The 23557-nt window shown below is 54.3% G+C and carries 19 protein-coding genes and 1 riboswitch; of the genes, 9 read left to right on the top strand and 10 right to left on the bottom strand.

The window, feature by feature from the left end; all coding sequences use genetic code 11:
* Nucleotides 1-24 precede the first annotated feature (24 nt).
* Nucleotides 25-164: riboswitch (yybP-ykoY riboswitch) on the bottom strand.
* Between the two features lie 136 nt (nt 165-300).
* From RSA72_RS01930 to RSA72_RS01940, 3 genes are all read right to left on the bottom strand, one after another.
* Complete coding sequence (locus RSA72_RS01930; protein WP_332622327.1) at nt 301-2226, bottom strand: 2-oxo acid dehydrogenase subunit E2; 1926 nt, start codon at nt 2224-2226, stop codon at nt 301-303.
* Between the two features lie 2 nt (nt 2227-2228).
* On the bottom strand, nt 2229-4931 hold the full coding sequence (gene aceE, locus RSA72_RS01935) for a pyruvate dehydrogenase (acetyl-transferring), homodimeric type (protein WP_332622326.1): 2703 nt from the start codon (nt 4929-4931) through the stop codon (nt 2229-2231).
* A 310-nt stretch (nt 4932-5241) separates the two neighbouring features.
* Nucleotides 5242-5931 (bottom strand): M23 family metallopeptidase, encoded by a 690-nt coding sequence (locus RSA72_RS01940; RefSeq protein WP_332622325.1) that lies wholly within the window; start codon nt 5929-5931, stop codon nt 5242-5244.
* A 109-nt stretch (nt 5932-6040) separates the two neighbouring features.
* On the opposite strand from RSA72_RS01940, the gene RSA72_RS01945 reads away from it, so the two are divergent.
* On the top strand, nt 6041-6484 hold the full coding sequence (locus RSA72_RS01945; RefSeq protein ID WP_332622323.1) for a DUF721 domain-containing protein: 444 nt from the start codon (nt 6041-6043) through the stop codon (nt 6482-6484).
* 97 nt (nt 6485-6581) lie between these two features.
* Here RSA72_RS01945 and lpxC read toward each other — a convergent pair whose 3' ends face one another.
* From lpxC to murG, 7 genes are all read right to left on the bottom strand, one after another.
* Nucleotides 6582-7484, bottom strand: coding sequence for a UDP-3-O-acyl-N-acetylglucosamine deacetylase (lpxC, locus tag RSA72_RS01950; RefSeq protein ID WP_332623197.1), 903 nt, complete (start codon nt 7482-7484; stop codon nt 6582-6584).
* A gap of 126 nt (nt 7485-7610) precedes the next feature.
* The gene (gene ftsZ / locus RSA72_RS01955) at nt 7611-8798 is read right to left on the bottom strand and encodes a cell division protein FtsZ (RefSeq protein WP_332623196.1); all 1188 of its coding nucleotides are present in this window, start codon (nt 8796-8798) and stop codon (nt 7611-7613) included.
* A gap of 159 nt (nt 8799-8957) precedes the next feature.
* The gene (gene ftsA, locus RSA72_RS01960; RefSeq protein WP_332623195.1) at nt 8958-10220 is read right to left on the bottom strand and encodes a cell division protein FtsA; all 1263 of its coding nucleotides are present in this window, start codon (nt 10218-10220) and stop codon (nt 8958-8960) included.
* 68 nt (nt 10221-10288) lie between these two features.
* Entirely contained in the window at nt 10289-11143 is an 855-nt protein-coding gene (locus RSA72_RS01965; protein ID WP_332623194.1) for a cell division protein FtsQ/DivIB, read from the bottom strand.
* A 3-nt stretch (nt 11144-11146) separates the two neighbouring features.
* A complete protein-coding gene (locus tag RSA72_RS01970; protein WP_332623192.1) occupies nt 11147-12076 on the bottom strand; it encodes a D-alanine--D-alanine ligase in 930 nt (309 codons plus the stop codon).
* A 54-nt stretch (nt 12077-12130) separates the two neighbouring features.
* A complete protein-coding gene (gene murC / locus RSA72_RS01975) occupies nt 12131-13579 on the bottom strand; it encodes a UDP-N-acetylmuramate--L-alanine ligase (RefSeq protein ID WP_332623191.1) in 1449 nt (482 codons plus the stop codon).
* Nucleotides 13580-13591: 12 nt separating this feature from the next.
* Complete coding sequence (gene murG / locus RSA72_RS01980; protein ID WP_332623189.1) at nt 13592-14689, bottom strand: undecaprenyldiphospho-muramoylpentapeptide beta-N-acetylglucosaminyltransferase; 1098 nt, start codon at nt 14687-14689, stop codon at nt 13592-13594.
* 525 nt (nt 14690-15214) lie between these two features.
* On the opposite strand from murG, the gene ribBA reads away from it, so the two are divergent.
* From ribBA to RSA72_RS02020, 8 genes are read left to right on the top strand one after another with little or no spacing between them, the layout of a single operon-like run.
* A complete protein-coding gene (gene ribBA / locus RSA72_RS01985; protein WP_332623187.1) occupies nt 15215-16336 on the top strand; it encodes a bifunctional 3,4-dihydroxy-2-butanone-4-phosphate synthase/GTP cyclohydrolase II in 1122 nt (373 codons plus the stop codon).
* 11 nt (nt 16337-16347) lie between these two features.
* Nucleotides 16348-16818, top strand: coding sequence for a 6,7-dimethyl-8-ribityllumazine synthase (gene ribH / locus RSA72_RS01990; RefSeq protein ID WP_068910300.1), 471 nt, complete (start codon nt 16348-16350; stop codon nt 16816-16818).
* A 4-nt stretch (nt 16819-16822) separates the two neighbouring features.
* The gene (nusB, locus tag RSA72_RS01995) at nt 16823-17272 is read left to right on the top strand and encodes a transcription antitermination factor NusB (protein ID WP_068910301.1); all 450 of its coding nucleotides are present in this window, start codon (nt 16823-16825) and stop codon (nt 17270-17272) included.
* A 17-nt stretch (nt 17273-17289) separates the two neighbouring features.
* A complete protein-coding gene (gene thiL, locus RSA72_RS02000) occupies nt 17290-18207 on the top strand; it encodes a thiamine-phosphate kinase (RefSeq protein ID WP_332623899.1) in 918 nt (305 codons plus the stop codon).
* Nucleotides 18185-18706: a phosphatidylglycerophosphatase A family protein gene (locus tag RSA72_RS02005; protein ID WP_332623901.1), complete on the top strand. Its 522-nt coding sequence runs from the start codon at nt 18185-18187 to the stop codon at nt 18704-18706. The genes thiL and RSA72_RS02005 overlap by 23 nt, the downstream gene beginning before the upstream one ends.
* 21 nt (nt 18707-18727) lie before the next feature.
* Nucleotides 18728-20092, top strand: coding sequence for a bifunctional UDP-N-acetylglucosamine diphosphorylase/glucosamine-1-phosphate N-acetyltransferase GlmU (gene glmU / locus RSA72_RS02010; RefSeq protein WP_332623903.1), 1365 nt, complete (start codon nt 18728-18730; stop codon nt 20090-20092).
* A gap of 13 nt (nt 20093-20105) precedes the next feature.
* A complete protein-coding gene (glmS, locus tag RSA72_RS02015; RefSeq protein ID WP_332623904.1) occupies nt 20106-21944 on the top strand; it encodes a glutamine--fructose-6-phosphate transaminase (isomerizing) in 1839 nt (612 codons plus the stop codon).
* A gap of 60 nt (nt 21945-22004) precedes the next feature.
* Entirely contained in the window at nt 22005-23375 is a 1371-nt protein-coding gene (locus RSA72_RS02020) for a phosphomannomutase CpsG (protein WP_332623906.1), read from the top strand.
* The last annotated feature ends 182 nt before the right edge of the window (nt 23376-23557 follow it).

Raw genomic sequence — 23557 nt, forward strand, 5'->3', positions numbered from 1 at the left:
TAGCCAAAAATCTGCAGAGTGGTAAATCAAAGGTCTTGCCAACAAAAGAAAGCTTTTTAGAAGCTCATTTGGTTCTTTGCTATGATGGCCATGCCCGTTTTAGGGCAAATATGTTGACCATCACCTGTCCTTGCGGACAGCGGCTACTCCCCAATGAAGTCCGGCTATTTTAAAGCCGCAGCGTCAAGAAAGCAAACAGAATTCAGCACGCAGGCGCCGCCGCCCTGCAATGCATAGCCTTGCGCAGATAAAAAAACCCTGCCGGAGCAGGGTTTATTGCATTGCAGCTTCAAGCCGCCATTAGAGCAGCAGCGAACGGATGTCCTGCAGCAGCTTGGTCAGCTTATTGCTAAAGCGCGCTGCATCCGCACCGTTAATCACCCGGTGATCGTATGACAATGACAGCGGAAGCATCAGCTTCGGATCAAAGCCTTGGCCATTCCACACCGGCTGCATAGTCGCTGGAGAAATCCCCAGAATCGCCACTTGCGGCCAGTTGACCAATGGCGTAAAGGCTGTGCCGCCAATTGCGCCAAGGCTGGAAATGGTGAAGTTCGCGCCCTGCAGGTCTTTCGGCGAAAGTTTCTTGTCGCGCGCTTTTTGACCCAGCACGCCCAGTTCCACCGCAATCTGCTTAATGGTTTTCTGGTCAGGATTGCGCAGCACCGGAACCGTCAGGCCATCCGGCGTCGCCACCGCAATGCCCATGTGGATTTCATTGCGCAGCAGCACCGACTTGCCGTCATCGGCCAAGTGGCCGGCAAACTCGCGCTCTTCTTTGAGCAAATGCGCAACGGCTTTGATAATGAACGCCATAATGGTCAGGCTGATGCCGTCTTTCTTAAAGCCGCCTTTAAGGTCATTGCGCCATGCTTCAAGCTCAGTGATGTCCGCCAAATCAAACTGCGTAACCTGCGGAATGAAGTTGTTGAGCGACAGCTGCGGAATGGACACCTGCTGCAGGCGCGTGAGAACCTTCTCTTCCACACCGCCAAATGCAGTAAAGTCCGGAAGCTTCGGCAAGCCTGAAGCCTGCGCAGCCGCCTGCACTGCAGGCGCGGCCTGAGGCGCAGTCAAGCGCGTTTTCACATAGGCAAAGATGTCTTCTTTCATTAAGCGCGCATGCGGGCCAGACGCTTTGACTTCAGCCAGCACCACACCCAGCTCGCGCGCCAGCTTGCGCACTGCAGGGCCTGCGTAAACTTTAGCATTGGCAGCATTCTGTTCTTTGCTCAGCTTGTCCGCACCCTGAACTGCAGGAGTGGCTTGCACCGCAGATGGCGCAGCTTTAGGGGCCGGAGCCGCTTCCGCTTTTGCCGCCGCAGGTGCTGGAGCGGCTTGGCCTTCAGCTTCCACCGTCACCAAAGCCATGCCTTCCGCAACATTCTGGCCAAGTGCAACATGAATGGCTTTAATCACGCCGGCTGCTGAACTTGGCACTTCAACCGTCGCTTTGTCTGATTCAACTACAATGATGCTCTGGTCTTTTTCAACCTTGTCACCCACTTGCACCAGAATTTCAGCCACGGCTGCTTTGTCTACGCCCAAATCAGGCACGGCGATTTCAACTGCGCCAGCAGGAGCCGCCGCTTGCGGCGCGCTCTCGGCTGGCTGGCTTGCAGGCGCTTGAGGCGCTGCAGCTTTTGCAGCTTCAGGCGCAGCCGAACCCGCAGTTTTTACTGTGAGAATCACCACGCCTTCTTTGACACTGTCGCCAACTTGAATGCTGATTGATTCAACCTCGCCCGAAACCGCGCTTGGCACTTCCACCGTGGCTTTGTCTGATTCAACCACCACAATGCTTTGATCGACGTCAATTTCATCGCCAACCTGCACCAGAATTTCACCCACAATGGCTTTTTCCACGCCAATATCAGGCACCTGCACTTCAACCAGCGCTGAAGATGCGGCAGGCGCTGCCTGCGGAGCTTCGGCTTTGGCTTCTGCAGCAGGAACCGCTGCCGGCTGCGCTGCAGCTGCTGGAGCCGGCGCAGCCTGGCCTGCAGCTTCCAGCTCAATCAGCACTGCGCCTTCAGCAACGCTGTCGCCTAGGCTGACCAGAATGCTTTTGACCACGCCGGCTGCCGTGCTGGGCACTTCAACAGAGGCTTTGTCAGATTCGAGCAGCACAATGCTGTCATCCACGGCAATGCTGTCGCCGACTTTCACCAGAATTTCCGCAACGGTTGCCTTATCTACGCCAATATCAGGAGTCGTAATTTGCATGATCAGTTCTCCTCTTTGTAGTCAGCAACTGGGTGCAGTTCAGGCGTCGCCTGCGGCGCCCAGGCCACTGGGCGGTCTGTATCCAGCTCAAAGCTTGAAATCGCGTCTTTCACCAGGCGCGCATCCACTTCGCCTTCATCCGCCAGCTTTTTCAGCGTCGCAACCACAATGTGGGCCGCGTCTACGCCAAAGTAGCTGCGCAGGTTCGCGCGCGTGTCTGAGCGGCCGTAGCCGTCGGTGCCTAATGCCACAAACGGGCGGCTGTCCGGCAGGTAAGCGCGGATCTGCTCGCTGTAGGCGCGCATATGGTCGGTTGCCGAAACCACAATGCCGTCGGTGCCGCGGAGCTGCTGCGATACCCATGATTCTTTCGCCGCATCACTCATTGGATGCAGGCGGTTGTATTCTTCGCACGCCATGCCGTCACGCGCCAGTTCATTGAAGCTGGTTACGCTGTAGACATTGGAATGAATCTGGTATTCATCACGCAGGATTTTCGCCGCTTTAATCACTTCGCGCAGAATCACGCCTGAACCCAGCAGCTGTACAGTGGCTTTTTCATCCTGCTGAAGCAGGTACATGCCGCGCTTGATGCCTTCTTCCGCGCCCTGCGGCATTTCAGGATGCTCGTAGTTTTCGTTCATTACGGTTAAGTAATAGAACACGCGCTCCTGATTGACATACATGCGCTGCAGGCCGTCATGCACAATCACCGCCAGCTCATAGCCGAAACACGGATCATAGGACACGCAGTTTGGAATGGTGTTGGCTAAAATGTGCGAGTGGCCGTCCTGATGCTGCAGGCCTTCGCCATTCAGCGTGGTGCGGCCTGCGGTCGCGCCCAGCAGGAAGCCCTGCGCCTGCGCATCGCCGGCAGCCCATGCAATATCGCCAATCCTCTGGAAACCGAACATGGAGTAGTACATGTACATCGGAATCATCGGCAGGTTATTGGTTGAATAGCTGGTCGCCAAGGCAGCCCATGCGCTCATCGCGCCGGCTTCGTTGATGCCTTCCTGAAGCATGTGGCCGTCTTTCGCTTCACGGTAATGCATCAGCTGTTCCTGGTCTTCAGGCGTATATTTCTGGCCGTGGGCAGCATAAATGCCCAGCTGGCGGAACATCCCTTCCAGACCGAAAGTACGCGCTTCATCCGGCACAATCGGCACCACGCGGTCTTTAATGGCTTTTTCTTTCAGCAATGCTGAGATTAAGCGCACCATCACCATAGTGGTGGACTGCTCTTTGCCGCCGGAACCTTTCAGCACCGCATCAAACGCAGACAGCTCAGGAATCGCCAGAATTTCGCTTTCTTTGCGGCGCGCAGGCAGGTAGCCGCCCAGCGCTTCACGGCGCGCTTTCATGTATTTCAGTTCAGGCGAGTTTTCGCTTGGACGGTAGAATGGAACTTCTTCCAGCTGGTCATTGGTAAACGGAAGGTTGAAGCGGTCACGCACATATTTCAACGAGTCAATATGCATCTTTTTGATTTGGTGCGTTTTGTTGACTGCTTCAATTTCTTCAGACAAGCCGTAGCCTTTCACCGTTTTCGCAAGGATCACCGTCGGCTGGCCTTTGGCCTTCATCGCTTCCGCATAGGCTGCGAAGACTTTGTACGGGTCATGGCCGCCGCGGTTCAGGTTGTCGATGTCTTCATCGCTTAAATCTTTCACAAGTTCCGCAGCTTCCGGATACTTGCCGAAGAATTTCTCGCGCGTGTATGCGCCGCCTTTCACCTGGTAACGCTGGTAATCGCCGTCTACCGCTTCTTCCATCACCGCCTTTAAAGCGCCTGTGCTGTCTTTTGCCAGCAGTGGGTCCCAATGGCGGCCCCAAACCACTTTAATCACGCGCCAGCCTGCGCCGCGGAATAAGGATTCAAGTTCCTGAATGATTTTGCCGTTGCCGCGCACCGGGCCGTCCAGACGCTGCAGGTTGCAGTTCACCACCCAGATCAGGTTGTCGAGCTTTTCACGGCCTGCCAGCGAGATTGCGCCGGTGCTTTCCGGCTCATCCATTTCGCCATCGCCCAGATACGCCCAGACTTTGCGGTCTTCTTCTTTAATCAGGCCGCGGTTCATCAGGTACTTTTGAATATGCGCCTGGTAAATCGACATGATTGGGCCCAGACCCATCGATACCGTCGGGAACTGCCAGTAGTCCGGCATCAAATACGGATGCGGATAGCTTGGCAGGCCTTTGCCGCCGACTTCGCGGCGGAAATTGTTGAGGTGGTCTTCCGTCAAGCGGCCTTCCAGGAATGAGCGCGCGTAAATGCCTGGCGCGCAGTGGCCCTGATAGTAGATCATGTCGCCGCCGAAGCTGTCGCTGTTGGCGCGGAAGAAATGGTTGAAGCCCACATCATATAATGTTGCGGAAGACGCAAAGCTGGCCAAGTGGCCGCCCAGGTCATCGCCGGTTTTATTTGCGCGCAGCACCATCGCCAGCGCATTCCAGCGGATTAAAGCGCGGATGCGGCGCTCCATGTCCTGATCGCCGGGCATAGCCGGCGTTTCATCAACGGAAATTGTATTGAGGTAAGGAGTATTTAGACGCTGAATAGGAACGTGCTTAGCAATTGCGCGCTGATACAGCTTTTCAAGAAGGAAGGCTGCCCGCTCCGTTCCCATATGCTGTAAAACTGAATCAAATGCTTCTTGCCATTCTTGGGTTTCCTGCGCATCTGTATCGCCATAGAACGCCATATTTCACCTATCCTGTGTGCCTAATTTTATACTCCTATATGTATCATATTTTCGCATAGCGCAGTTATGGCTGCAGATGAATACGACAATGGACTAATATTTAGTAAATAAATACTTATTGACTTTTTATTACACAAAGCAGCAAAACAAAGCCAATACAGGGCAAATCTGCATCAAAAATTATTGGATAAAATGATAATGTGAAAAGTGAAGCGCTGAAATGCAGAATGCCACTGCAGGAGTCCAGCTCAGGCAATGGCAATTCAATGAAGCGGTTTTCAGGCTGCGATTGCGTAGCGCTGCTGCTGGATTAAGGCAGCATCGCCAAATAAGGCGACGGGTTTTTGCGCTGGCCGTCTTTGACTACTTCATAGTGCAGGTGCGGGCCGGTACAGCGCCCTGTGCAGCCGACATTGGCAATCTGCTCGCCGGCTTCAACACGGTCGCCGACGCGCGCGATTAAGCGCGAAGCATGCGCATAGCGCGTTAGATAGCCATTGCCGTGGTTAATCTCAACATATTGGCCATAGCCGGTGCCCCAGCCTGATTTAGTCACAATGCCCGGGCCTGTCGCATAAATCGGCGTGCCGCTTGGCGCGGACATATCCAGCCCGGAATGATTTTCAGCGCGGCCGCCCATGACACGGCCGCCGTAGTTGGAGCTGACGCGCTTTAAGTCCGGAAGCGGATGCGCAACCAGCCAGGAATACGGACTGCCTGAAGATGCGGAATATGATTTTATACTGCTTGAACCGTATTTTTTAGCGAGGGAGGCGTTGTTCAATTCAACGGTCTTTTCACGCAATTGCACGTTCAATTTAGTTTCGGCAGGAATATCCATATCGCCGGATTCGGAATAGGCGCCCTGAGCCAAAGTGCGGGTCAGCTGCTCAATGCGGTCGCTGGAACCGTCCTGATTCAGCTCAACCAGATCCGCGAATGCTACTGACGCAGCAGAAGCGGAGAATGAAAATGCCAGTAAAATACGGCGCAAATGCATAAAAAACCTCACTAAAACTGTTCTTAATCGAGTTCCTTGAGTGATCTCTTCCTTGATATCCACTGAAAGAAGCGCATAAGATTAAGACATAAACATGAAGGAAATATGTATGTCTGAACCCGTCAATGTCTTTCAGCAAACAAGAAAACACATAAAAACAGGAAACTTTTCGTTTCTCTCTGCGCAAGTCACTGCCTGGCAGAAACTTGCGAAACTCGTCCAACCTTTATTGCCCCAGCCGGAGCAATGGCAAGTTGTTTGTTATCAAAATGGCGTGCTGATGCTGACTGGAGAAAATCAAGCGCTGGTCAGCCAGCTGGCTTATCTTCAAAAGCACTATATTGCTCAGCTTTCACAAATACATGAATTGAAAGAATTAAACAAGATACAAGTGCGCTTAAGAGTTCCTTCTCAAACACCGCTGCCCCCTGAAAAAACTTCAAAACAACCGCTCAGTCCGGAAACGCAGGATCTGCTGCGCAGCGCTGCTGACTTTGTGAGCGACCCTAAGCTTAGCCAAGCCATGCTGCGTTTGGCAAGCAATAAAAAGTAACCGCCGGCCAATTCCGCCTGTTTCTATTAGATTTTTTTGTGATCAGTTCATCACTTTATTTTGTTATATTATAACACAATATTTAAAAGACAATGACTTATGTCACGCTTACATAAGATATCGGGCATAAACCGATGTCATCAAATGTTACAATTTCGTAGCTGCTTGGATCTTTTTTAACATTGCGCAGCAGCTGATTATTTAAAGCATGGCCGGACTTGTAGGCGTCGTATTTGGCAATAATCTGATGGCCCAGCAGGTACAGGTCGCCGACAGCATCCAAAATTTTGTGGCGCACAAACTCATCGGCAAAGCGCAGGCCTTCCTCATTAACCACGCCGGTATCATCTAATCCAACGGCGTTATCCAGGCTGGCGCCCAGCGCCAAATTATTCGACTTCAGGTAATCCAGGTCTTTCATAAAGCCGAAAGTCCGGGCCTCGCTGACCTCATAAACAAAGGTTTCGGTCGAAAAATCGATGGAGGCGGACTGATCTTCCTTTTTAAATGCCGGATGGTCAAAATCAATGGTGAAATTCAGCTGAAAGCCTTCATGCGGGCTGAATACCGCTTTCTTGTCATCAACCAGCGCTTCGACCGGCTTGAGAATTTTGATGAATTTTTTCGGCGCATCCTGCTCCGCCAAGCCGCCCTGCATCAGCAGGTAAATAAACGGGCCGGCGCTGCCATCCATAATCGGCACTTCTGATGCCGACACTTCGATAATCAGGTTATCAATGCCCAAGCCGGCGATGGCGCTCATGATGTGCTCAATGGTGCCGACTTTGGCATTTTCCTGAACCAGATTGGAGCACATGAATGCTTCCTGAATCAGCATGGCATCCGCTGGAATGTCAATTTGCGGCTTCAGGTCGATGCGGCGAAACACAATTCCCCCGTCTGCGTGATGCGGCACAAAGTTGATCATGACTTTTTGCCCACTGTGAAGGCCGATTCCACTCGCTTTCACGACGCGCTGCAGGGTACGCTGTTTCAACATGCTCTTTCATTCATCAGTAGATAAAACCGCTATACGTTAGCATATTTAGCCATTGATAAAAAACAGAAAAGGCAGCATTGACGCCGCCTTTTCTGTTTTTATTGTTTAAAATCAAAGCATTTTAGCTTACTTGCGCTGCTGATTTTTCAGATAATCCTGAATACTCATTGGCGTCGGGCGCGGGCTGGAAACCGAAGGCGAAGCATTGGCTGCAGCCCCGTCCGCCTGCTGGCGCTGAATGGCGGGAACATCATCTTCATCCGCCGCGCTTTGGGCTGCCGACTGCGGGCGCACTGCCTGCACTCCGGAACGCTTCACAGGCTCCGCAGAATCGGCTGAATTGCGGGTCAGGCCTGTAGCAATCACGGTAACGCTGATTTCATCGCGCGCATCCGGGTCGAATACAGTGCCGTAGAAGACCTGGCCTTCATCCAGGTCAACAATCTGGTTCACCACATCGGTAATTTCTTCAATTTCGCCGAAAGTCACGTCATCGCCGCCGGTTACGTTAATCAGAATGCCTTTGGCGTTCATGATGGTCACGTTATCCAGCAATGGGCTGCGGATCGCCTGCTCGGCCGCCTGGCGCGCGCGGGTTTCGCCGCGGCCGCTGCCTGCGCCCATCATCGCATAGCCGCGCGTGCTCATTGCGGTTTTCAAATCGGCAAAGTCAAGGTTGATGTGGCCCGGGCGCACCACCAGGTCAAAGATGCTGCGCACTGCATTCAGCAGAACGTCGTCGGCTTTTTTGTAGGCATCCTTCATTGAAATGTCGCGGAACACTTTCAGCAGGCGCTGGTTTGGAATAATGATCAGCGAGTCGACATGCGCCTCCAAAGCCTCAATGCCTTTTTCAGCAGACTGCTGGCGGCGCTTGCCTTCGAAGTTGAACGGCGTGGTGACGACGCCCACGGTCAAAATGCCCATTTCTTTGGCAATTTCAGCAACCACCGGCGCTGCGCCTGTGCCCGTGCCGCCGCCCATGCCGGCAGTGACAAAAACCATGTCCGTGCCTTCAAGGTGCTGGCGGATCAGCTCGCGGCTTTCTTCAGCTGCCGTCTGCCCCACTTGCGGGTTTGCCCCGGCGCCCAGGCCGCGCGTGCTCTGCTCGCCCAGCTGGATCTTAAACTGCGCATTCATGCGGTCCAGCGCCTGCTTGTCTGTGTTTGCGCAGACAAACTTCACGCCCTGAATATCTGACTCCAGCATGTGCTGCACAGCATTGCCGCCGGCGCCGCCTACCCCGAATACAGTAAAACGGGCTTGGCCGTTGCTGTCGTTTTGATCATCTTCTAAAAATTCAAATGAGGCCATGACCTGTAAAATCCCTAATCCTAAATCGGCAGCCACTTCAGCCCGTATACTGCCTTAATCTTAATAAAATTGTTTTTCAGGATGCTGTCCAAGCCCGGACTTGTCAAGTTCAAGCCATGATCCGTACAACTTCCCAACAATATTCCCAAAAACTTCCGCTTAAAAAATGGACTTCAGCGTTTCATTAAAGCCGGACCAGGCGCGCTTGACCCGCTGCATGACCGACAGCCGCTCCGGATCTTCCTGCTCGGCAACCGCATCCTGCGCATCGCTCTGGCTGAACATCAGCAGGCCCGCTGCCGTCGCATACTGCGAACGGCGCAAAGCAGCCTGATTCTGCTCTTCCGCATGCACCTGCACCGGCGGATTGCCCAGATGCGCGGAAACGCCCAAGGCTTTGCGCGCAAAGCTGACCATGCCTTCAATCTGGCTGGCATCGCCGGTCAGCACAACGCCATGATACAGGCCATGAATGGCGCCATTGCCCTCAAGCACTTCCCGCACCAGCCCCAGCACTTCTTCATAGCGCGCAATAATAATTTCCGTCAGCTCAATCCGGCTGATGGTTTGCGGACCGTCAATGCCCTGAAACTGAATCATATGGTCCGGCTTCACCACTTTCAGGTCAACGCAGCCGTACAGCAGCTTAATGCGCTCCGCTTCTTCCGTAGTGGTCTGCAGCACCGCCGCGATATCGCGCGTCACATGCTCGCCGCCGCGCTGCAGCGTATGCGTCATGGCCAGGCGCCCATCCAGATACACCGCCACATTGGTGGTGCCTGCGCCGATATCCACCAGGCAGACGCCATACTCGCGCTCATCCTTCAGCAGGCTGGCTTCAGCCGTCGCCAGGCTGGAAATCACCATGCGCTCCACCCCGATATTGGCGCCTTTCAAGGCGCGGTCAAGGTTCTGCATGGTGCTGATCGGCAGCATCATCAGATGGTAATGCCCGGTCATGCTCTGCGCGGACATCCGGATCGGGTTCAGCACCCATTCCGGCGCGTCATCCAGCTCAAAGCCCAGCGGCACGGCGCTCACCAGATAGTGGTCCGAGGTTAAGTGGCTGGCTTTGGCCAGCTCTAATGCGCGCACCACTTCATTGGTTGTTATAGTCTGGTCCGTGTTTGCGACAGGCGTGCGCCCGGAAGCATAAAAACTTTTCAACTCAGCGCTAGGAATGGAAATCCAGGCGGAATGCACGCGGCACTCAGCCATGTCTTCGGCTTCCTGTACTGCATTTTTAATTGCGGTAATGACCTTATCGAGACTGACGATTTTTCCTTTATTCATGCCTCGGTTACGAGCGGCGGCCATGCCTATCACCTGGATATTGTCTGGCGCATGGACCTTGCCAATCAAAACTGAAACTTTATGTGTCCCAATGTCAATCGCAACAACTGAGGGAACAGCTTCATTCATTATTTACTACTACCATTTACATGTTCGTTTAATTTATGGCTGGAAGCCTCTATTTATAAAGCCAAACATTATGGCTTCAGGGCTGTTCCATCCGCAATGCCTGTGTCATTAATCGTTACAACAAATTGGCCGCTGGCTATTTTCGGCGGCGCGGCGTTCTTCCACTGAATCGCCAGCCCGTTCCGGTAGCGCAGGTCAATGGCCGCTATATTAGGCCATACCGGCTTTAAATCATTATGCGCCAGATGACTCAAGCGTTGAAGCTTGCTCATGGTCTGATCCTGATCGACAATAATGCGCAGGCCGGAATCAAACTGCATAAACCAGGTCATGCGCTCCGTTAAATATAATTCTTTTAATCGGATGCCGGCTGGAAGGAACAGCTGGTTAATCTCATTATAGCGCCGCATCATCATTTTTGACTGGCTGACCGGCCCATGCAGCAGCGGCAGATTCTGATAATTGCGCGGCGCCACTTCGGTAAACACGTCGCCGCTGTCGCTCAGCAGGCGCCCGGTGCCCCAGCGCGCAATAGCATTGCGCGGCATCACCCGCACGCGGATGGCGTTTGGCCATGCGCGCGACACCACCACGCGGTCCACCCAGGACAGCTCCAAGGCGCGGTCGCGGATTGCCCTTAAATCTGAAGTGAAGTAATTTTCCGTCACCGCCGGCGAAACATGCGCCAGCACCTGGCTGCGCTCCGCATCTGAGCGGACGCCCGCGACATTCAGCGCGGCAATCTGCGCATCAGTCATTACCCGGTAAAAGCCGAATACTCCCGCAGCCAGCACCACGGCCGCCACCGCCAGCAGCAGCCAGCCGCCGGCTTCCGCAAGCTTCTCCTTGCGGGTCGGAGGCCTGTCATGGATTGAGGTGACTGCAGCCCGCTTGCGGCGCATGGAGGCAGGGAGTTGAGCCATAGCTTAGTGAGCCGCACCGTTCAGTGTCTGCTCCAGAATCGCCAGGCACAAATCATCAAAACTATAGCCGACCGCATTGGCGGCTTTAGGCACCAGCGAATGGCTGGTCATGCCCGGCACGGTATTGACTTCCAGCAGCCAAAAAGCGCCGCTTTCATCCTGCATGGCGTCAATGCGGCCCCAGCCGCTGGCGCCTACAGCCTGAAACGCGCGCAGGCACAGCGCCTGCAGGCGCTTTTCTTCAGCTTCGGTCAGGCCGCAGGGAATGCCGTACTGCACATCATTGCGGTTGTATTTCGCGTCATAGTCATAGAACGCCACATCTGCCGGCGGCTGCAGGCGGATGACCGGCAGCGGCTGGCCGTTCAGGAATGAAATGGTGTACTCGCGCCCGGTGATCCATTTTTCAGCCATGACCACCGCATCGTGCACTGTGGCTTTTTCAATAGCGGCGGCCAGATCTTCAGCTTTTTCCACTTTGCTCATGCCGACGCTGGAGCCTTCATGCACCGGCTTGATAATCAGCGGCAGGCCGAGGCCGGCAATGACTTCGTCTAAATCCGTTTCTTTGCCGATAATGCGGTAAGGCGCTGTCGGCAGTTCTGAACCCTGCCAAACCTGCTTGGTTTTGACCTTATCCATGCCGATTGCAGAGCCCTGCACGCCGGTGCCGGTATAGGGGATATTCAGCCATTCCAGCACGCCTTGAATCTGGCCGTCTTCGCCGCCGCGCCCATGCAGCACAATAAATGCGCGGTCATAGCCCGCAAGCTCAGTGACGCTTCTTTCCTGCGGATCAAAGCCTTCCGCATTTACACCCGAGCGGAGCAATGCTTCCAGCACCGCCGTACCGCTATCCAGAGAGACCCCGCGCTCAGCGGACTTGCCGCCAAGCAGCACCGCAACTTTGCCGAATTTTGAAGCATTTGACACGTTTATATCCTTAAACTTTATAACTGGCCGATCCAGCCCAAGCACACAGGCTGATTATTTTAAATACAATTTATTCTGGGCAAGCTCGACAGAGATTGCGCCAACATTACCCGCGCCTTGCGTCAGCAGCAAGTCATTCGGCTGCAGCACTTTCTGCACGGCGTGCGGCAGATTGCCCTCAACCGGATCAATCAAAATCGGCTCAACTTCGCCGCGCAGGCGGATGCTGCGGGCCAAAGCGCGGCTGTCCGCGCCGACAATCGGCTTCTCTCCTGCAGGATATACTTCCAGCAGCAGCAATTGGTCAACCTGTGACAAGACTTCTACAAAATCGTCAAAGCAGTCGCGGGTGCGGCTGTAGCGGTGCGGCTGGAACAGCATGACCAGGCGGCGGTCCGGATGGCTGGCGCGGGCGGCCTTAATGGTTGCCTCCACTTCTTTAGGGTGATGGCCGTAGTCATCCACCATTTTCACATTGCCGCCCGCCAGTTCAAATTCGCCCTGCACCTGGAAGCGCCGGCCCACGCCGCTGAAGCCTTCCAGGGCGCGGCAGATTGCGCCGTCAGACACGCCTTCATCAGTAGCAATGCCGATAGCCGCCAAGGCATTCAGCACATTATGCAGGCCCGGCTGGTTCACCGTCACGCGGAGCGGCTCGCGGCCCTTGCGCAATACCGTAAAGTGCGTGCGCATGCCGTCCTGATCCACATCAACTGCGCGCACGTCATTGTCTTCATTAAAGCCGTAGGTCAGCACAGGGCGGCCGATGCGCGGCATGATTTCGCGGATATTGGCGTCATCGCCGCAGACCACCGCCAGGCCGTAAAACGGCAGCTTCTGCAGGAACTGGATAAAGGTGTCTTTCAGGGTGTCAAAACTGCCGCCGTAAGTATCCATATGGTCGGCATCAATATTGGTCACCACGGCCGCCATCGGCTCCAGGAACAGGAATGAGGCATCGGACTCATCGGCTTCCGCAACAATAAAGCGGCTGGCGCCCAGAGCAGCATTGACGCCGGTGCGGTTCAGCAGGCCGCCGATTACATAGGTTGGATCGAGGTTTTCTTCCGCCAGCATGCAGGTGATCAAGCTGGTGGTGGTGGTTTTGCCGTGCGTGCCCGCCACTGCAATGCCGTGGCGGTAGCGCATCAGCTCACCCAGCATTTCTGCGCGGCGCACCACCGGGGTGCGGGTTTCAATCGCGGCTTTGACTTCCGGGTTTTCAGGGTCAATTGCGGTGGACACCACCAGCACGCTTGCGCCCTTGATATTTTCAGGCGTATGGCCGATAAACACCTGAATGCCGCTGGCTTCAAGCTGCGCAGTGGTTTTTGACGCCTTAATATCTGAACCGGAGACTTTGTAGCCCTGATTCTTCAGGACTTCCGCAATGCCGCACATGCCGGCGCCGCCAATTCCGACGAAATGAATGTGCTTGATGCGGCGCATTTCTGGAACTTTAATTAACTTTTTCGCTTGCTCAGCAGGAGTTGATGGTGACATAAAATACTCGGTTTACAATTCTTGAATTAAACGAACCACATGCTGCGCTGCATCCGGCTGCGCCTGCCGGCGCGCCTTCACCGCCATTTCTTGCAGCAGCTGGCGGTTCAGCAGCGGCTTCAGCAGCGCTGCTAAGCTTTCCGGCGTCATTTCCGCCTGCGGGCAGATTTTTGCGGCATGGATATCCGTCAGGAATCTGGCATTGGCGGTCTGGTGGTCATCCACCGCGCTTGGCAGCGGTACAAATACCGCCGCCAGGCCGGCAGTGGCGATTTCAGTCACAGTGAGCGCGCCGGCACGGCAAATAATCAGGTCTGCATCTGAATAAGCTTGCGCCATATCTTCAATAAAAGCCGAAACTTCAGCATGCAGCGTATCCGGCGCGCCAGCATAGCGCGCCTGCACCGCTTCCGCATTGTTCTGGCCGCATTGATGAAAAACACTTAATGGCGCATCCAGCTGTTTTAAGGCTTCCGGCACGCATTCATTCAATGCGCGCGCGCCCAGGGAACCGCCCACAATTAAAATCCGCAGCGGCAGCCCGGCTTTTTCCCGCTCCTGATAGCGCCAGGACGGGTTCAGAATTTCGGCAATTTCCCTGCGCACCGGGTTGCCGGTGGCTGCGACTTTATCCTGCTGAGGAAAAGTGCCCGGAAAAGCCTCGCAAACCACTTTGGCCACACGCGACAGCTGGGTATTGGTAAAGCCGGCCACGGCATTCTGTTCATGGATCAGCACCGGTATGCCCAAGGCCCGCGCCGCCAGACCGCCCGGCCCGGCCACATAGCCGCCGAAACCGGCCACGGCGTCCACCTTCAGCTGCTTCATATAGCGCATTGCGCTGAGCGTGGCTTTTAAAATCTTGAACGGCGCCAGCATTTTGCGCACCATGCCGTTGCCGCGCACGCCCTGAATGTCAATCTGATAAATGGGAATATTATGATTTTTCAGCAAGCGGTTTTCCATGCCGGCAGGCGTCGCAAGCCAGGAGACTTCTATTCCTTTGCGCTGCAGTTCCTGCGCCACGGCCAAAGCTGGAAAAACATGTCCGCCGGTACCTGCGGCCATCATCATTACATGTTTAGGCGGTTTTTGCTGTGCGTCGGTCACGGTCTAATTCTTCAATTCAAATAAGGCTAATGAAAGTTCTTTATAAGCAGACAATTGTAATCACAAACGCATTGCCGTGAAAGTTTATTTGCTTTTTTTCACTGGCGGCGTCATTGTTTTTTTCTGCAGAAATTGAAGTTTAAACTAGTTTTATTATGAATCGGGCTGAATTGGCAAAATTTATACATTTTTACACCTTATAAGGCCGGGAGCGCCGCTTTTCCGCCCCCTGCCCTGCATGCCGGCCCGCCTGCAGCAAAGGCGCCGCCCCGGATTTGGCGCAGCTTTAGCCGGATCCGGCCTAAGCTTGTCATTTTTTATGCTTTTCAACCGCTTAAAGATTGCGCGCATAGCGCAGAATTTAAAATAAAGCTGCCTTTTCAGGCGCGCGCGGACTGTGTATAACAATGAACCATTATATGGAAAGCGATAAGCATAGGCAAAGGGCGCAAAAAAACGTTAAACTATGCAGCAATCCAATGCAGGCAATATGTCATTTGTGACAAATAAAAAAGGTGAAGGTTGATGCCGCTCAATACTGTTGAAGAGCTCGTAGCAGACATCCGTGCAGGGAAAATGGTTATCCTGATGGATGATGAAGACCGTGAAAATGAAGGCGATCTGGTGATCGCGGCCACTCACGTCCGTCCTGAAGACATTAATTTCATGATTACCCATGCCCGCGGCCTGGTCTGCCTGACCCTGAGCCGCGACCGCTGCCAGCAGCTGAACCTGCCGTTAATGGTTGACGCCAACGGCGCGCAGCACGGCACCAACTTTACCCTGTCGATTGAGGCAGCCGGCGGCATTACCACCGGCATTTCAGCGGCGGAACGCGCGCACACCATTCAAACCGCTGTGGCGGCGCATGCCAAGCCGGCGGATATTGTGCAGCCGGGGCATATTTTCCCGCTGATGGCGCAGCCGGGCGGCGTGCTGCACCGCGCCGGGCATACCGAGGCAGGCTGCGATCTGGCGCGCTTAGCGGGCCTGGAGCCGGCATCGGTGATCTGTGAAATCATCAATGAAGACGGCACCATGGCGCGCCGTCCGGATCTGGAAGTTTTTGCCGAAAAGCATGGCCTGAAAATCGGCACCATTGCTGACCTGATCCATTACCGCATGACCAATGAGCAGACGGTTGAGCGCATTGATCAGCAGACTTTGGATACAGAATACGGCGCATTTGAATTATTCCGTTACCGCGAAATCGGCAATCCGGACATTCATTTGGCTTTGGTCAAAGGCCAGCCGAAAGACGGCGTCACCACGGTGCGCGTGCACGGCTTCAACCCGGCGCGCGACCTGCTGAAGCTGAACAAGCAGGACGGCGGCGCTGCCTGGAATCTGGACAAAGCCTTGAAAGAGATTGCGGCCAGCGAGCGCGGCGTGCTGGTGTGGATCGGCCAGCGCCATCTGCAGGACTTAGGCCCGGCGCTGGAGAGCTTAACCGCGCCTAAGCCGGTGAAATCCAGCAGCGCGCTGTCGCAGCAGTATCAGACCATTGGGGTCGGCGCGCAGATTCTGCGTGATTTAGGCGTTGAAAAAATGAAGCTGCTCAGCTCTCCATTGCGCTTCAATGCCTTGTCAGGCTTTAATTTAGAAGTGGTGGAATACCTCACCGCTCATCAAACATCAGAGAAATAATCGAGGTTGCTATGGCAGTTCGCCGTATTGAAGGTTTATTACATCTCGCGAGCGAAGGCCGTTACGCGATTCTAGTTGGCCGTTTTAACAGCTTTGTGGTCGAGCATCTGCTGGACGGCGCAATTGATACATTGAAACGCCATGGCGTATCAGAGGATAATATCACTGTTGTTCATGCGCCGGGCGCCTGGGAACTGCCGGTCGTTGCCAAAAAGCTGGCAGCCACTGAACGCTTTGACGCCATCATTGCCCTAGGCGCAGTGATCCGCGGCAGCACGCCCCACTTTGACTTCGTTGCCGGCGAATGCGCCAAAGGCTTAGGCGTTGTTGGCCTGGATACAGGCCTGCCGGTGATTAACGGCGTATTGACTACGGACAGTATTGAACAGGCGATTGAACGCTCGGGTACAAAAGCGGGCAATAAAGGCAGCGAAGCTGCCCTGACCGCAATTGAAATGGTTAACTTGTTAAAGGCTATTTAACGCTATGTCGCAAACACTTCAAGCCGCTTATGCAGCGAAACGCAAAGCACGCCGTTTTGCTGTGCAGGGCATTTATGAATGGCAGATGAGCCGCAATCCAGTGCATGAGATTGAAGCGCGCACACGCATGGAAAACGCCATGCACAAAGTGGATCTGAGCTATTACCATGAATTGCTGACTCAAGCGGTTGCCAATCATGAAGCTTTGGATGCGCTTCTTATTCCTGTACTGGACCGCCAAATCGAAGCCTTAGACGGCGTAGAATTGGCGACGCTGCGCCTCGGCGCCTATGAATTGAAAGAGCATCTGGAAATTCCATACCGCGTTGTCCTGGACGAAGCGATTGAGCTGGCCAAGCACTTTGGCGGCGCAGACAGTCACAAATACATCAATGGTGTATTGGACCGTTTAGCCAGCAGCCTCCGCGCAGCAGAAAAGCAGCAAGCGCAGTAAGACGCGCGGTAAGCAGTATGGCTGAGTTTTCGATCATCGACACCTATTTCAACCGCAGGAATGCCAATTCCGTCGATTTAGGCGTCGGTGATGACTCGGCCCTGCTCACCCCGCCGCTGCAGCAGCAATTGGCCATCTGCGCCGATACGCTGGTTGCCGGCAGGCATTTTCCCCTTGAAACTGATCCGCACGCCATCGGCTGGAAATCTGTTGCAGTCAACCTCTCTGACATTGCCGCCATGGGCGCCAAACCGCACAGCATTTTACTGGCGCTGAGCCTGCCCCAAATTGATCATGACTGGCTCAAAGGCTTCAGTCAGGGCCTATATGACTGCTGTGATCAATTCGGCGTGAGCTTAATCGGCGGCGATACCACGCAAAGCCCGCACCTCACCATTACCGTGACCGCCTTAGGCTGGGTTGAATCCGGCAAAGCCGTGACCCGCTCCGGCGCGCAGCCCGGCGATTTAATCTGCGTCAGCGGCACGGTCGGCGACGCCGCTTTTGGCCTGCAGCATTTAGGCCACCCGCTGCAGAAGCGCCTGGACTACCCGACCCCGCGCTGCCTGCTGGGACAGCAGCTGAAAGGCTTAGCCTCCAGCATGATTGATGTCTCTGACGGCTTGGCGCAGGATTTAGGGCATATTCTGGATGCATCTGGCGCCGGCGCGGTTTTACACCTGGAAAAGCTGCCCATCCATCCGGAAGCTGCAAAATTAGCACAAGAAAAGAAATGGCATCTGGCCCTGGCGGGTGGAGATGACTATGAATTATGCTTTACAATAAGCCCGCAGAACTACCAAAAACTTTTGCAACAACAATTAGATGTAAATCTTACAATGATTGGGGAAATTACCCGGAATTTGGGATTAACTTTTTTACAGAATGGCGTAAATTGTCCCATTCAATTTCATGGGTATCAACATTTTGCATAAACCGGAAATTAACTTTAAGCAAATGAGCCGGCTCAACCGCTGCGTGGTTTTCTGCGGCGTCGGCTTCGGCTCCGGGCTTGCCCCGAAAGCGCCGGGCACGTTTGGCTCGGCATTTGCCTTACTGTTTATTCCGCTCTGGCTTGCAATCGGCTTTTCCGGCACCATCATTGCGGTTGCATTGATGTCACTTATCGGCATTTATATTTGCGGACAAACTGCTAAAGTCATGGATGTGCATGATGACGGGCGGATTGTCTGGGATGAGTTTGCTGGACAATCCATCACGTTTTTACCTTTGATTTACCTTGGAACAATGAATTGGCTCTGGGCCTTGGCCGGATTTGCCCTGTTCAGGCTGTTTGATGTGTGGAAGCCCTGGCCAATCCGCGTGATTGACCGCCAGGTCGGCGGCGGCTTCGGCATCATGCTGGACGACATTATTGCCGGCGCCTGGGCTGCGCTCTGCATCTGCATTTATTTTTATTTCACTTCTACATGATAAATACTCCTGGGATCTGACATGTCTACTAGCGTTATCATTCTCGCCGCAGGCAAAGGCACGCGCATGCGCTCCAGCTTGCCGAAAGTCTTGCAGCCTTTGGCTGGCCGTCCTTTGCTTGGACATGTAATTGAAACTGCAAAAAAACTTCAAGCCGGCAGCATTATTACAATTTACGGGCACGGTGGCGCACTGGTTCAAAATGAATTTGCCCAAGAGCAGGTGCAGTGGGTGGAGCAGGCCGAGCAGCTCGGCACCGGCCATGCCGTCAAAATGGCGCTGCCGGTTCTGCCGCAGGACGGCCTTTCGCTGATTTTATCCGGCGATGTGCCGTGCATCACCCAGCAGACGCTGCAGAAGCTTCTGGATGCATCGCAGGCCTCCGGCATCGGCTTAGTGACCCTCACCCTGCCGGACGCTTCAGGCTACGGCCGCATTGTGCGTGAAAACGGCAATATTCAGGCGATTGTCGAGCATAAAGACGCTTCCGAAGCGCAGCGCCAGATTCAGGAAATCAATACCGGCATTTACTGCGTCAGCAATGCCAGGCTGCATCAGTGGCTGCCGAAGCTGTCAAACAGCAATGCGCAGGGCGAATACTACCTGACTGATATTGTCGCCATGGCGATTGAAGATGGGCTGGAAGTGGCTTCAGTTGAACCCGAGATGGCATTTGAAGTGGAAGGCGTCAATGACCGCGCGCAGCTGGCAGCCCTGGAACGCGAATATCAGGCGTTTCAAGCTAAGCGGCTGATGCAGCAGGGCGTGCATTTAATTGATCCAAGCCGTTTTGACTTGCGCGGGCAGCTGACTGCAGGCCAGGATGTGCGCATTGACATCAACGTGATCATTGAAGGTGACTGTGAGCTGGGCGATAATGTCGAAATCGGCGCAGGCTGCGTGATCAAGAACACTAAAATCGCGGCCGGCACCAAAGTGCAGCCCTACAGCGTATTTGACCATGCGGTTGTCGGCGAAAACGCGCAGATCGGGCCATTTTCGCGCCTGCGCCCGGGGGCAAAACTGGCCAATGAAGTGCATATCGGCAACTTTGTTGAAGTGAAAAACTCCAGCATTGGCCTCGGCTCCAAAGCCAACCACTTTACCTATTTGGGCGATGCCGAAGTCGGCGCCGGCTCCAACATCGGCGCGGGCACCATTACCTGCAACTATGACGGCGCCAATAAATTCAAAACCATTATCGGCGATGCGGCCTTCATCGGCTCCAACAGCTCCCTGGTTGCGCCGGTTGTGATTGGCAACGGCGCGACTGTCGGCGCAGGCTCAGTGATTACGCGCGATGTTGCAGACAACAGTCTGGCATTTGAGCGCTCCAAGCAGGTCGCCAAAGAAGATTACCAGCGTCCGCAAAAGATTAAGAAATAAGAGGGTTATAACTATGTGTGGTATTGTCGGCGGCATTGCTGAACGCAGCATTACAAATATTTTAATTGAAGGCCTCAAGCGCCTGGAATACCGCGGCTATGACTCCGCGGGCCTGGCGCTGATCAGTCAGGGGCAGGTGCTGCGCGAGCGCCGCGTCGGCAAAGTCGCCAACCTTGAACAGGCGGTGAATGAATCGCGCATTGCGGGTTCACTCGGCATTGCGCATACCCGCTGGGCAACCCACGGCAAGCCAACCGAAAATAATGCGCACCCGCATATTTCCGGCAATGTAGCGGTGGTTCACAACGGCATCATCGAAAACTATCAGGCGCTGAAAGATGACCTGGAGTCGCTGGGCTATGTCTTCACCTCGCAGACCGATACCGAAGTGGTGGCGCACTTAGTCAATGATGCGCTGAAAAACACGCCAAGCCTGCTGGAAGCGGTGCGCCAGGTGGTTCCGAAGCTGAAAGGCGCTTATGCATTGGGCATCGTGCATACCGGCCATCCGGATGAACTGATTACCGTGCGCGAAGGCTCGCCGCTGGTGATCGGCGTCGGCATTGGCGAAAACTTCATCAGCTCAGACCAGCTGGCCCTGCTGCCGATCACCAACCGCTTCATCTATCTTGAAGAAGGCGATATTGCGCGCCTGACCCGCAGCAGCATTGAAGTTTTTGCAGATGGCCAATTGGTAAACCGCCCGGTTAAAGAGCTGGATGCCACGGTCAGCAATGCCTCTAAAGGCGAATACAAGCATTACATGCTGAAAGAGATTTATGAGCAGCCTGAAGCCATCCAGCAGACCATTTCTCAGGCGCTGAACGGCAACGCGCTGCGTCCGGACTTCCTGAAAAATGCCGAAGCGGATTTCAGCAGCATCCAGCAGGTGCAGATTATCGCCTGCGGCACCAGCTACCATGCCGGCATGATTGCCAAATACTGGTTTGAACAGCTGATCAATGTGCCTGCGCAAGTCGAAATCGCCAGCGAATTCCGCTACCGCTCGCCGGTGATTGTCAGCAATACGCTGTATGTCTGCATTTCCCAGTCCGGTGAAACGGCAGATACGCTGGCTGCGCTGCGCGACACACAGAAGCGCGCCGCCGCCAAAGGCCTGGATATTGCCACAATGGCCATCTGCAACGTCGCAACTTCATCGATGGTTCGTGAAACCCAGCACAGCCTGCTGACTTTAGCCGGCCCGGAAATCGGCGTAGCATCCACCAAAGCCTTTACCACGCAATTGGCCGCCTTAATGCTGCTGATTCTGAAAATCGGCCAAGTGAAAAACAGCATTGCGGCCGGGAAAATTGAAGAAATTACCGCTGAGCTGTGGCATCTGCCGAAAGTGATTTTGGATACGCTGCTGAATAATGAAGCCATTCTGCGCCTGTCTGAACTGTTTAAAGAGAAGCAGCACTGCTTGTTCCTCGGCCGCGGCACGCTCTTCCCGATTGCGCTGGAAGGCGCCTTGAAGCTGAAGGAAATTTCCTACATTCATGCCGAAGGCTATGCAGCCGGCGAGCTCAAGCATGGGCCATTGGCGCTGGTGGACAATGACATGCCTGTGGTGATTCTTGCGCCTCAGGATGATATGCTGGATAAGCTCAAATCCAACATGGAAGAAGTGCAGGCGCGCGGCGGCGAGCTGTTTGTGTTTGCCGATGAAAACAGCGGCATCAAAGATAAAGACCGCCAGCATGTAGTGCATGTGCCGCAGATCAGCGCAGTTCTGGCGCCGATTGCCTACAGCGTGCCGGTGCAGCTGCTGTCCTATCACGTTGCCGTGCTGCGCGGCACGGATGTCGACCAGCCGCGGAACCTGGCCAAATCGGTGACTGTGGAATAATAAATGAATCAAAGGCCGGCCAAACCGGCCTTTTTTAATTGCTTTTGAATGAGAAGAAAGATGACCCAACTGACCTGCTTTAAAGCCTATGACATCCGGGGCAAGCTCGGCACAGAGCTGAATGAGGAAATCGCCTATAAAATCGGGCGCGCCTATGGCCAGATTTATCAGCCCAAAACCGTTGCCGCCGGCTGCGACATGCGCCTCAGCAGCGAAGGCTTAAAGCAGGCGGTGATCCGCGGCCTGAACGATGCCGGAGTCAATGTTCTGGACTTGGGCATGACCGGCACGGAAGAAGTTTATTTCGGCGCATTTCATTTAGACGTTCAGGGCGGCATTGAGATTACCGCCAGCCATAATCCGATGGACTATAACGGCATGAAACTGGTGCGTGAAAACGCGCGCCCGATCAGCGCCGATACCGGCCTGAAAGACATCCAGGCGCTGGCGGAATCGGGCAATTTTACGGAAGCAGCGCAAAAAGGCGGCACTGAAAAGTACAACATCCTGCCGGAGTTTGCTGCGCATTTGATGGGCTATATTGACCCCGAAAAAATCCGCCCGCTGAAGCTGGTGATGAATGCCGGCAACGGCGCTGCCGGGCATGTGATTGACGCCATTGAAGAAAAGTTCAAGGCGCTGAATATTCCCGTGCAATTCATCAAAATTCACCATGAAGCGGACGGCACATTCCCGAACGGCATTCCCAACCCGATCTTAGTCGAAAACCGCGCCAGCACGCGCAATGCCGTCCTGCAGCATGGCGCAGACATGGGCATTGCCTGGGACGGCGACTTTGACCGCTGCTTCCTGTTTGATGAAAAAGGCCAGTTTATTGAAGGCTACTACATTGTCGGCCTGCTGGCCCAAGCCTTCCTGCTGCAGCAGTCCGGCGAAAAAATTGTGCATGATCCGCGCCTGGTCTGGAATACTTTTGACATTGCCGGAAAATATCAGGGCATTCCAGTGCAGTCCAAATCCGGCCATGCCTTTATTAAGGATGTGATGCGCGAACACAATGCGGTATACGGCGGCGAAATGAGCGCGCACCACTATTTCCGCGATTTCGCCTATTGCGACAGCGGCATGATTCCATGGCTGCTGGCCGTTTCAGTGCTGTCGGAAACCGGACAGTCTTTGTCTGCGCTGGTTGAAAAGATGATTGAAAAATTCCCCTGCTCAGGCGAAATCAACTTTAAGGTGGCGGATACGCAGCAAACCATTCAGAAAATTCTGGATCATTTTGCCGGGCAGCAGCCTGAAATCGACACCGCAGACGGCATCAGCCTGAATTTTGGCGCATGGCGCCTGAATGTCCGCGCATCCAATACCGAGCCTCTGCTGCGCCTGAATATTGAAAGCCGCGCGGATAAAAACCCTCGGCCGATGCAGGACTATGTAGACGAGCTGACTCAGCTGATTCAAAGCTGAGCCGGTAAAATCAAAAAAAGAGCCTATTCAAGGCTAATGCCAGTCAGTTAAGAAACTGACTGGCTTTTTCTTTTTTAACTTGCGATATTATTTGATACGCGGAAGCGTCATCCGCAACCTATCAGGCCTTTGAAATGGACTGTTTTTGCGACGAAAGCTGTTTAAGTGCAGAAAGTGAACAG

The sequence above is a fragment of the Acinetobacter sp. genome (genome assembly GCF_036659555.1).
In the GTDB taxonomy this organism is placed as follows: Bacteria; Pseudomonadota; Gammaproteobacteria; order Pseudomonadales; family Moraxellaceae; genus Acinetobacter.

What these genes read in the sequence shown, in the direction of transcription:
- RSA72_RS01930 (WP_332622327.1), bottom strand. Translation starts at nt 2,226, where the DNA reads ATGCAAATTACGACTCCTGATATTGGCGTAGATAAGGCAACCGTTGCG.
- aceE (WP_332622326.1), bottom strand. Translation starts at nt 4,931, where the DNA reads ATGGCGTTCTATGGCGATACAGATGCGCAGGAAACCCAAGAATGGCAA.
- RSA72_RS01940 (WP_332622325.1), bottom strand. Translation starts at nt 5,931, where the DNA reads ATGCATTTGCGCCGTATTTTACTGGCATTTTCATTCTCCGCTTCTGCT.
- RSA72_RS01945 (WP_332622323.1), top strand. Translation starts at nt 6,041, where the DNA reads ATGTCTGAACCCGTCAATGTCTTTCAGCAAACAAGAAAACACATAAAA.
- lpxC (WP_332623197.1), bottom strand. Translation starts at nt 7,484, where the DNA reads ATGTTGAAACAGCGTACCCTGCAGCGCGTCGTGAAAGCGAGTGGAATC.
- ftsZ (WP_332623196.1), bottom strand. Translation starts at nt 8,798, where the DNA reads ATGGCCTCATTTGAATTTTTAGAAGATGATCAAAACGACAGCAACGGC.
- ftsA (WP_332623195.1), bottom strand. Translation starts at nt 10,220, where the DNA reads ATGAATGAAGCTGTTCCCTCAGTTGTTGCGATTGACATTGGGACACAT.
- RSA72_RS01965 (WP_332623194.1), bottom strand. Translation starts at nt 11,143, where the DNA reads ATGGCTCAACTCCCTGCCTCCATGCGCCGCAAGCGGGCTGCAGTCACC.
- murC (WP_332623191.1), bottom strand. Translation starts at nt 13,579, where the DNA reads ATGTCACCATCAACTCCTGCTGAGCAAGCGAAAAAGTTAATTAAAGTT.
- ribBA (WP_332623187.1), top strand. Translation starts at nt 15,215, where the DNA reads ATGCCGCTCAATACTGTTGAAGAGCTCGTAGCAGACATCCGTGCAGGG.
- ribH (WP_068910300.1), top strand. Translation starts at nt 16,348, where the DNA reads ATGGCAGTTCGCCGTATTGAAGGTTTATTACATCTCGCGAGCGAAGGC.
- nusB (WP_068910301.1), top strand. Translation starts at nt 16,823, where the DNA reads ATGTCGCAAACACTTCAAGCCGCTTATGCAGCGAAACGCAAAGCACGC.
- thiL (WP_332623899.1), top strand. Translation starts at nt 17,290, where the DNA reads ATGGCTGAGTTTTCGATCATCGACACCTATTTCAACCGCAGGAATGCC.
- RSA72_RS02005 (WP_332623901.1), top strand. Translation starts at nt 18,185, where the DNA reads ATGGGTATCAACATTTTGCATAAACCGGAAATTAACTTTAAGCAAATG.
- glmU (WP_332623903.1), top strand. Translation starts at nt 18,728, where the DNA reads ATGTCTACTAGCGTTATCATTCTCGCCGCAGGCAAAGGCACGCGCATG.
- glmS (WP_332623904.1), top strand. Translation starts at nt 20,106, where the DNA reads ATGTGTGGTATTGTCGGCGGCATTGCTGAACGCAGCATTACAAATATT.
- RSA72_RS02020 (WP_332623906.1), top strand. Translation starts at nt 22,005, where the DNA reads ATGACCCAACTGACCTGCTTTAAAGCCTATGACATCCGGGGCAAGCTC.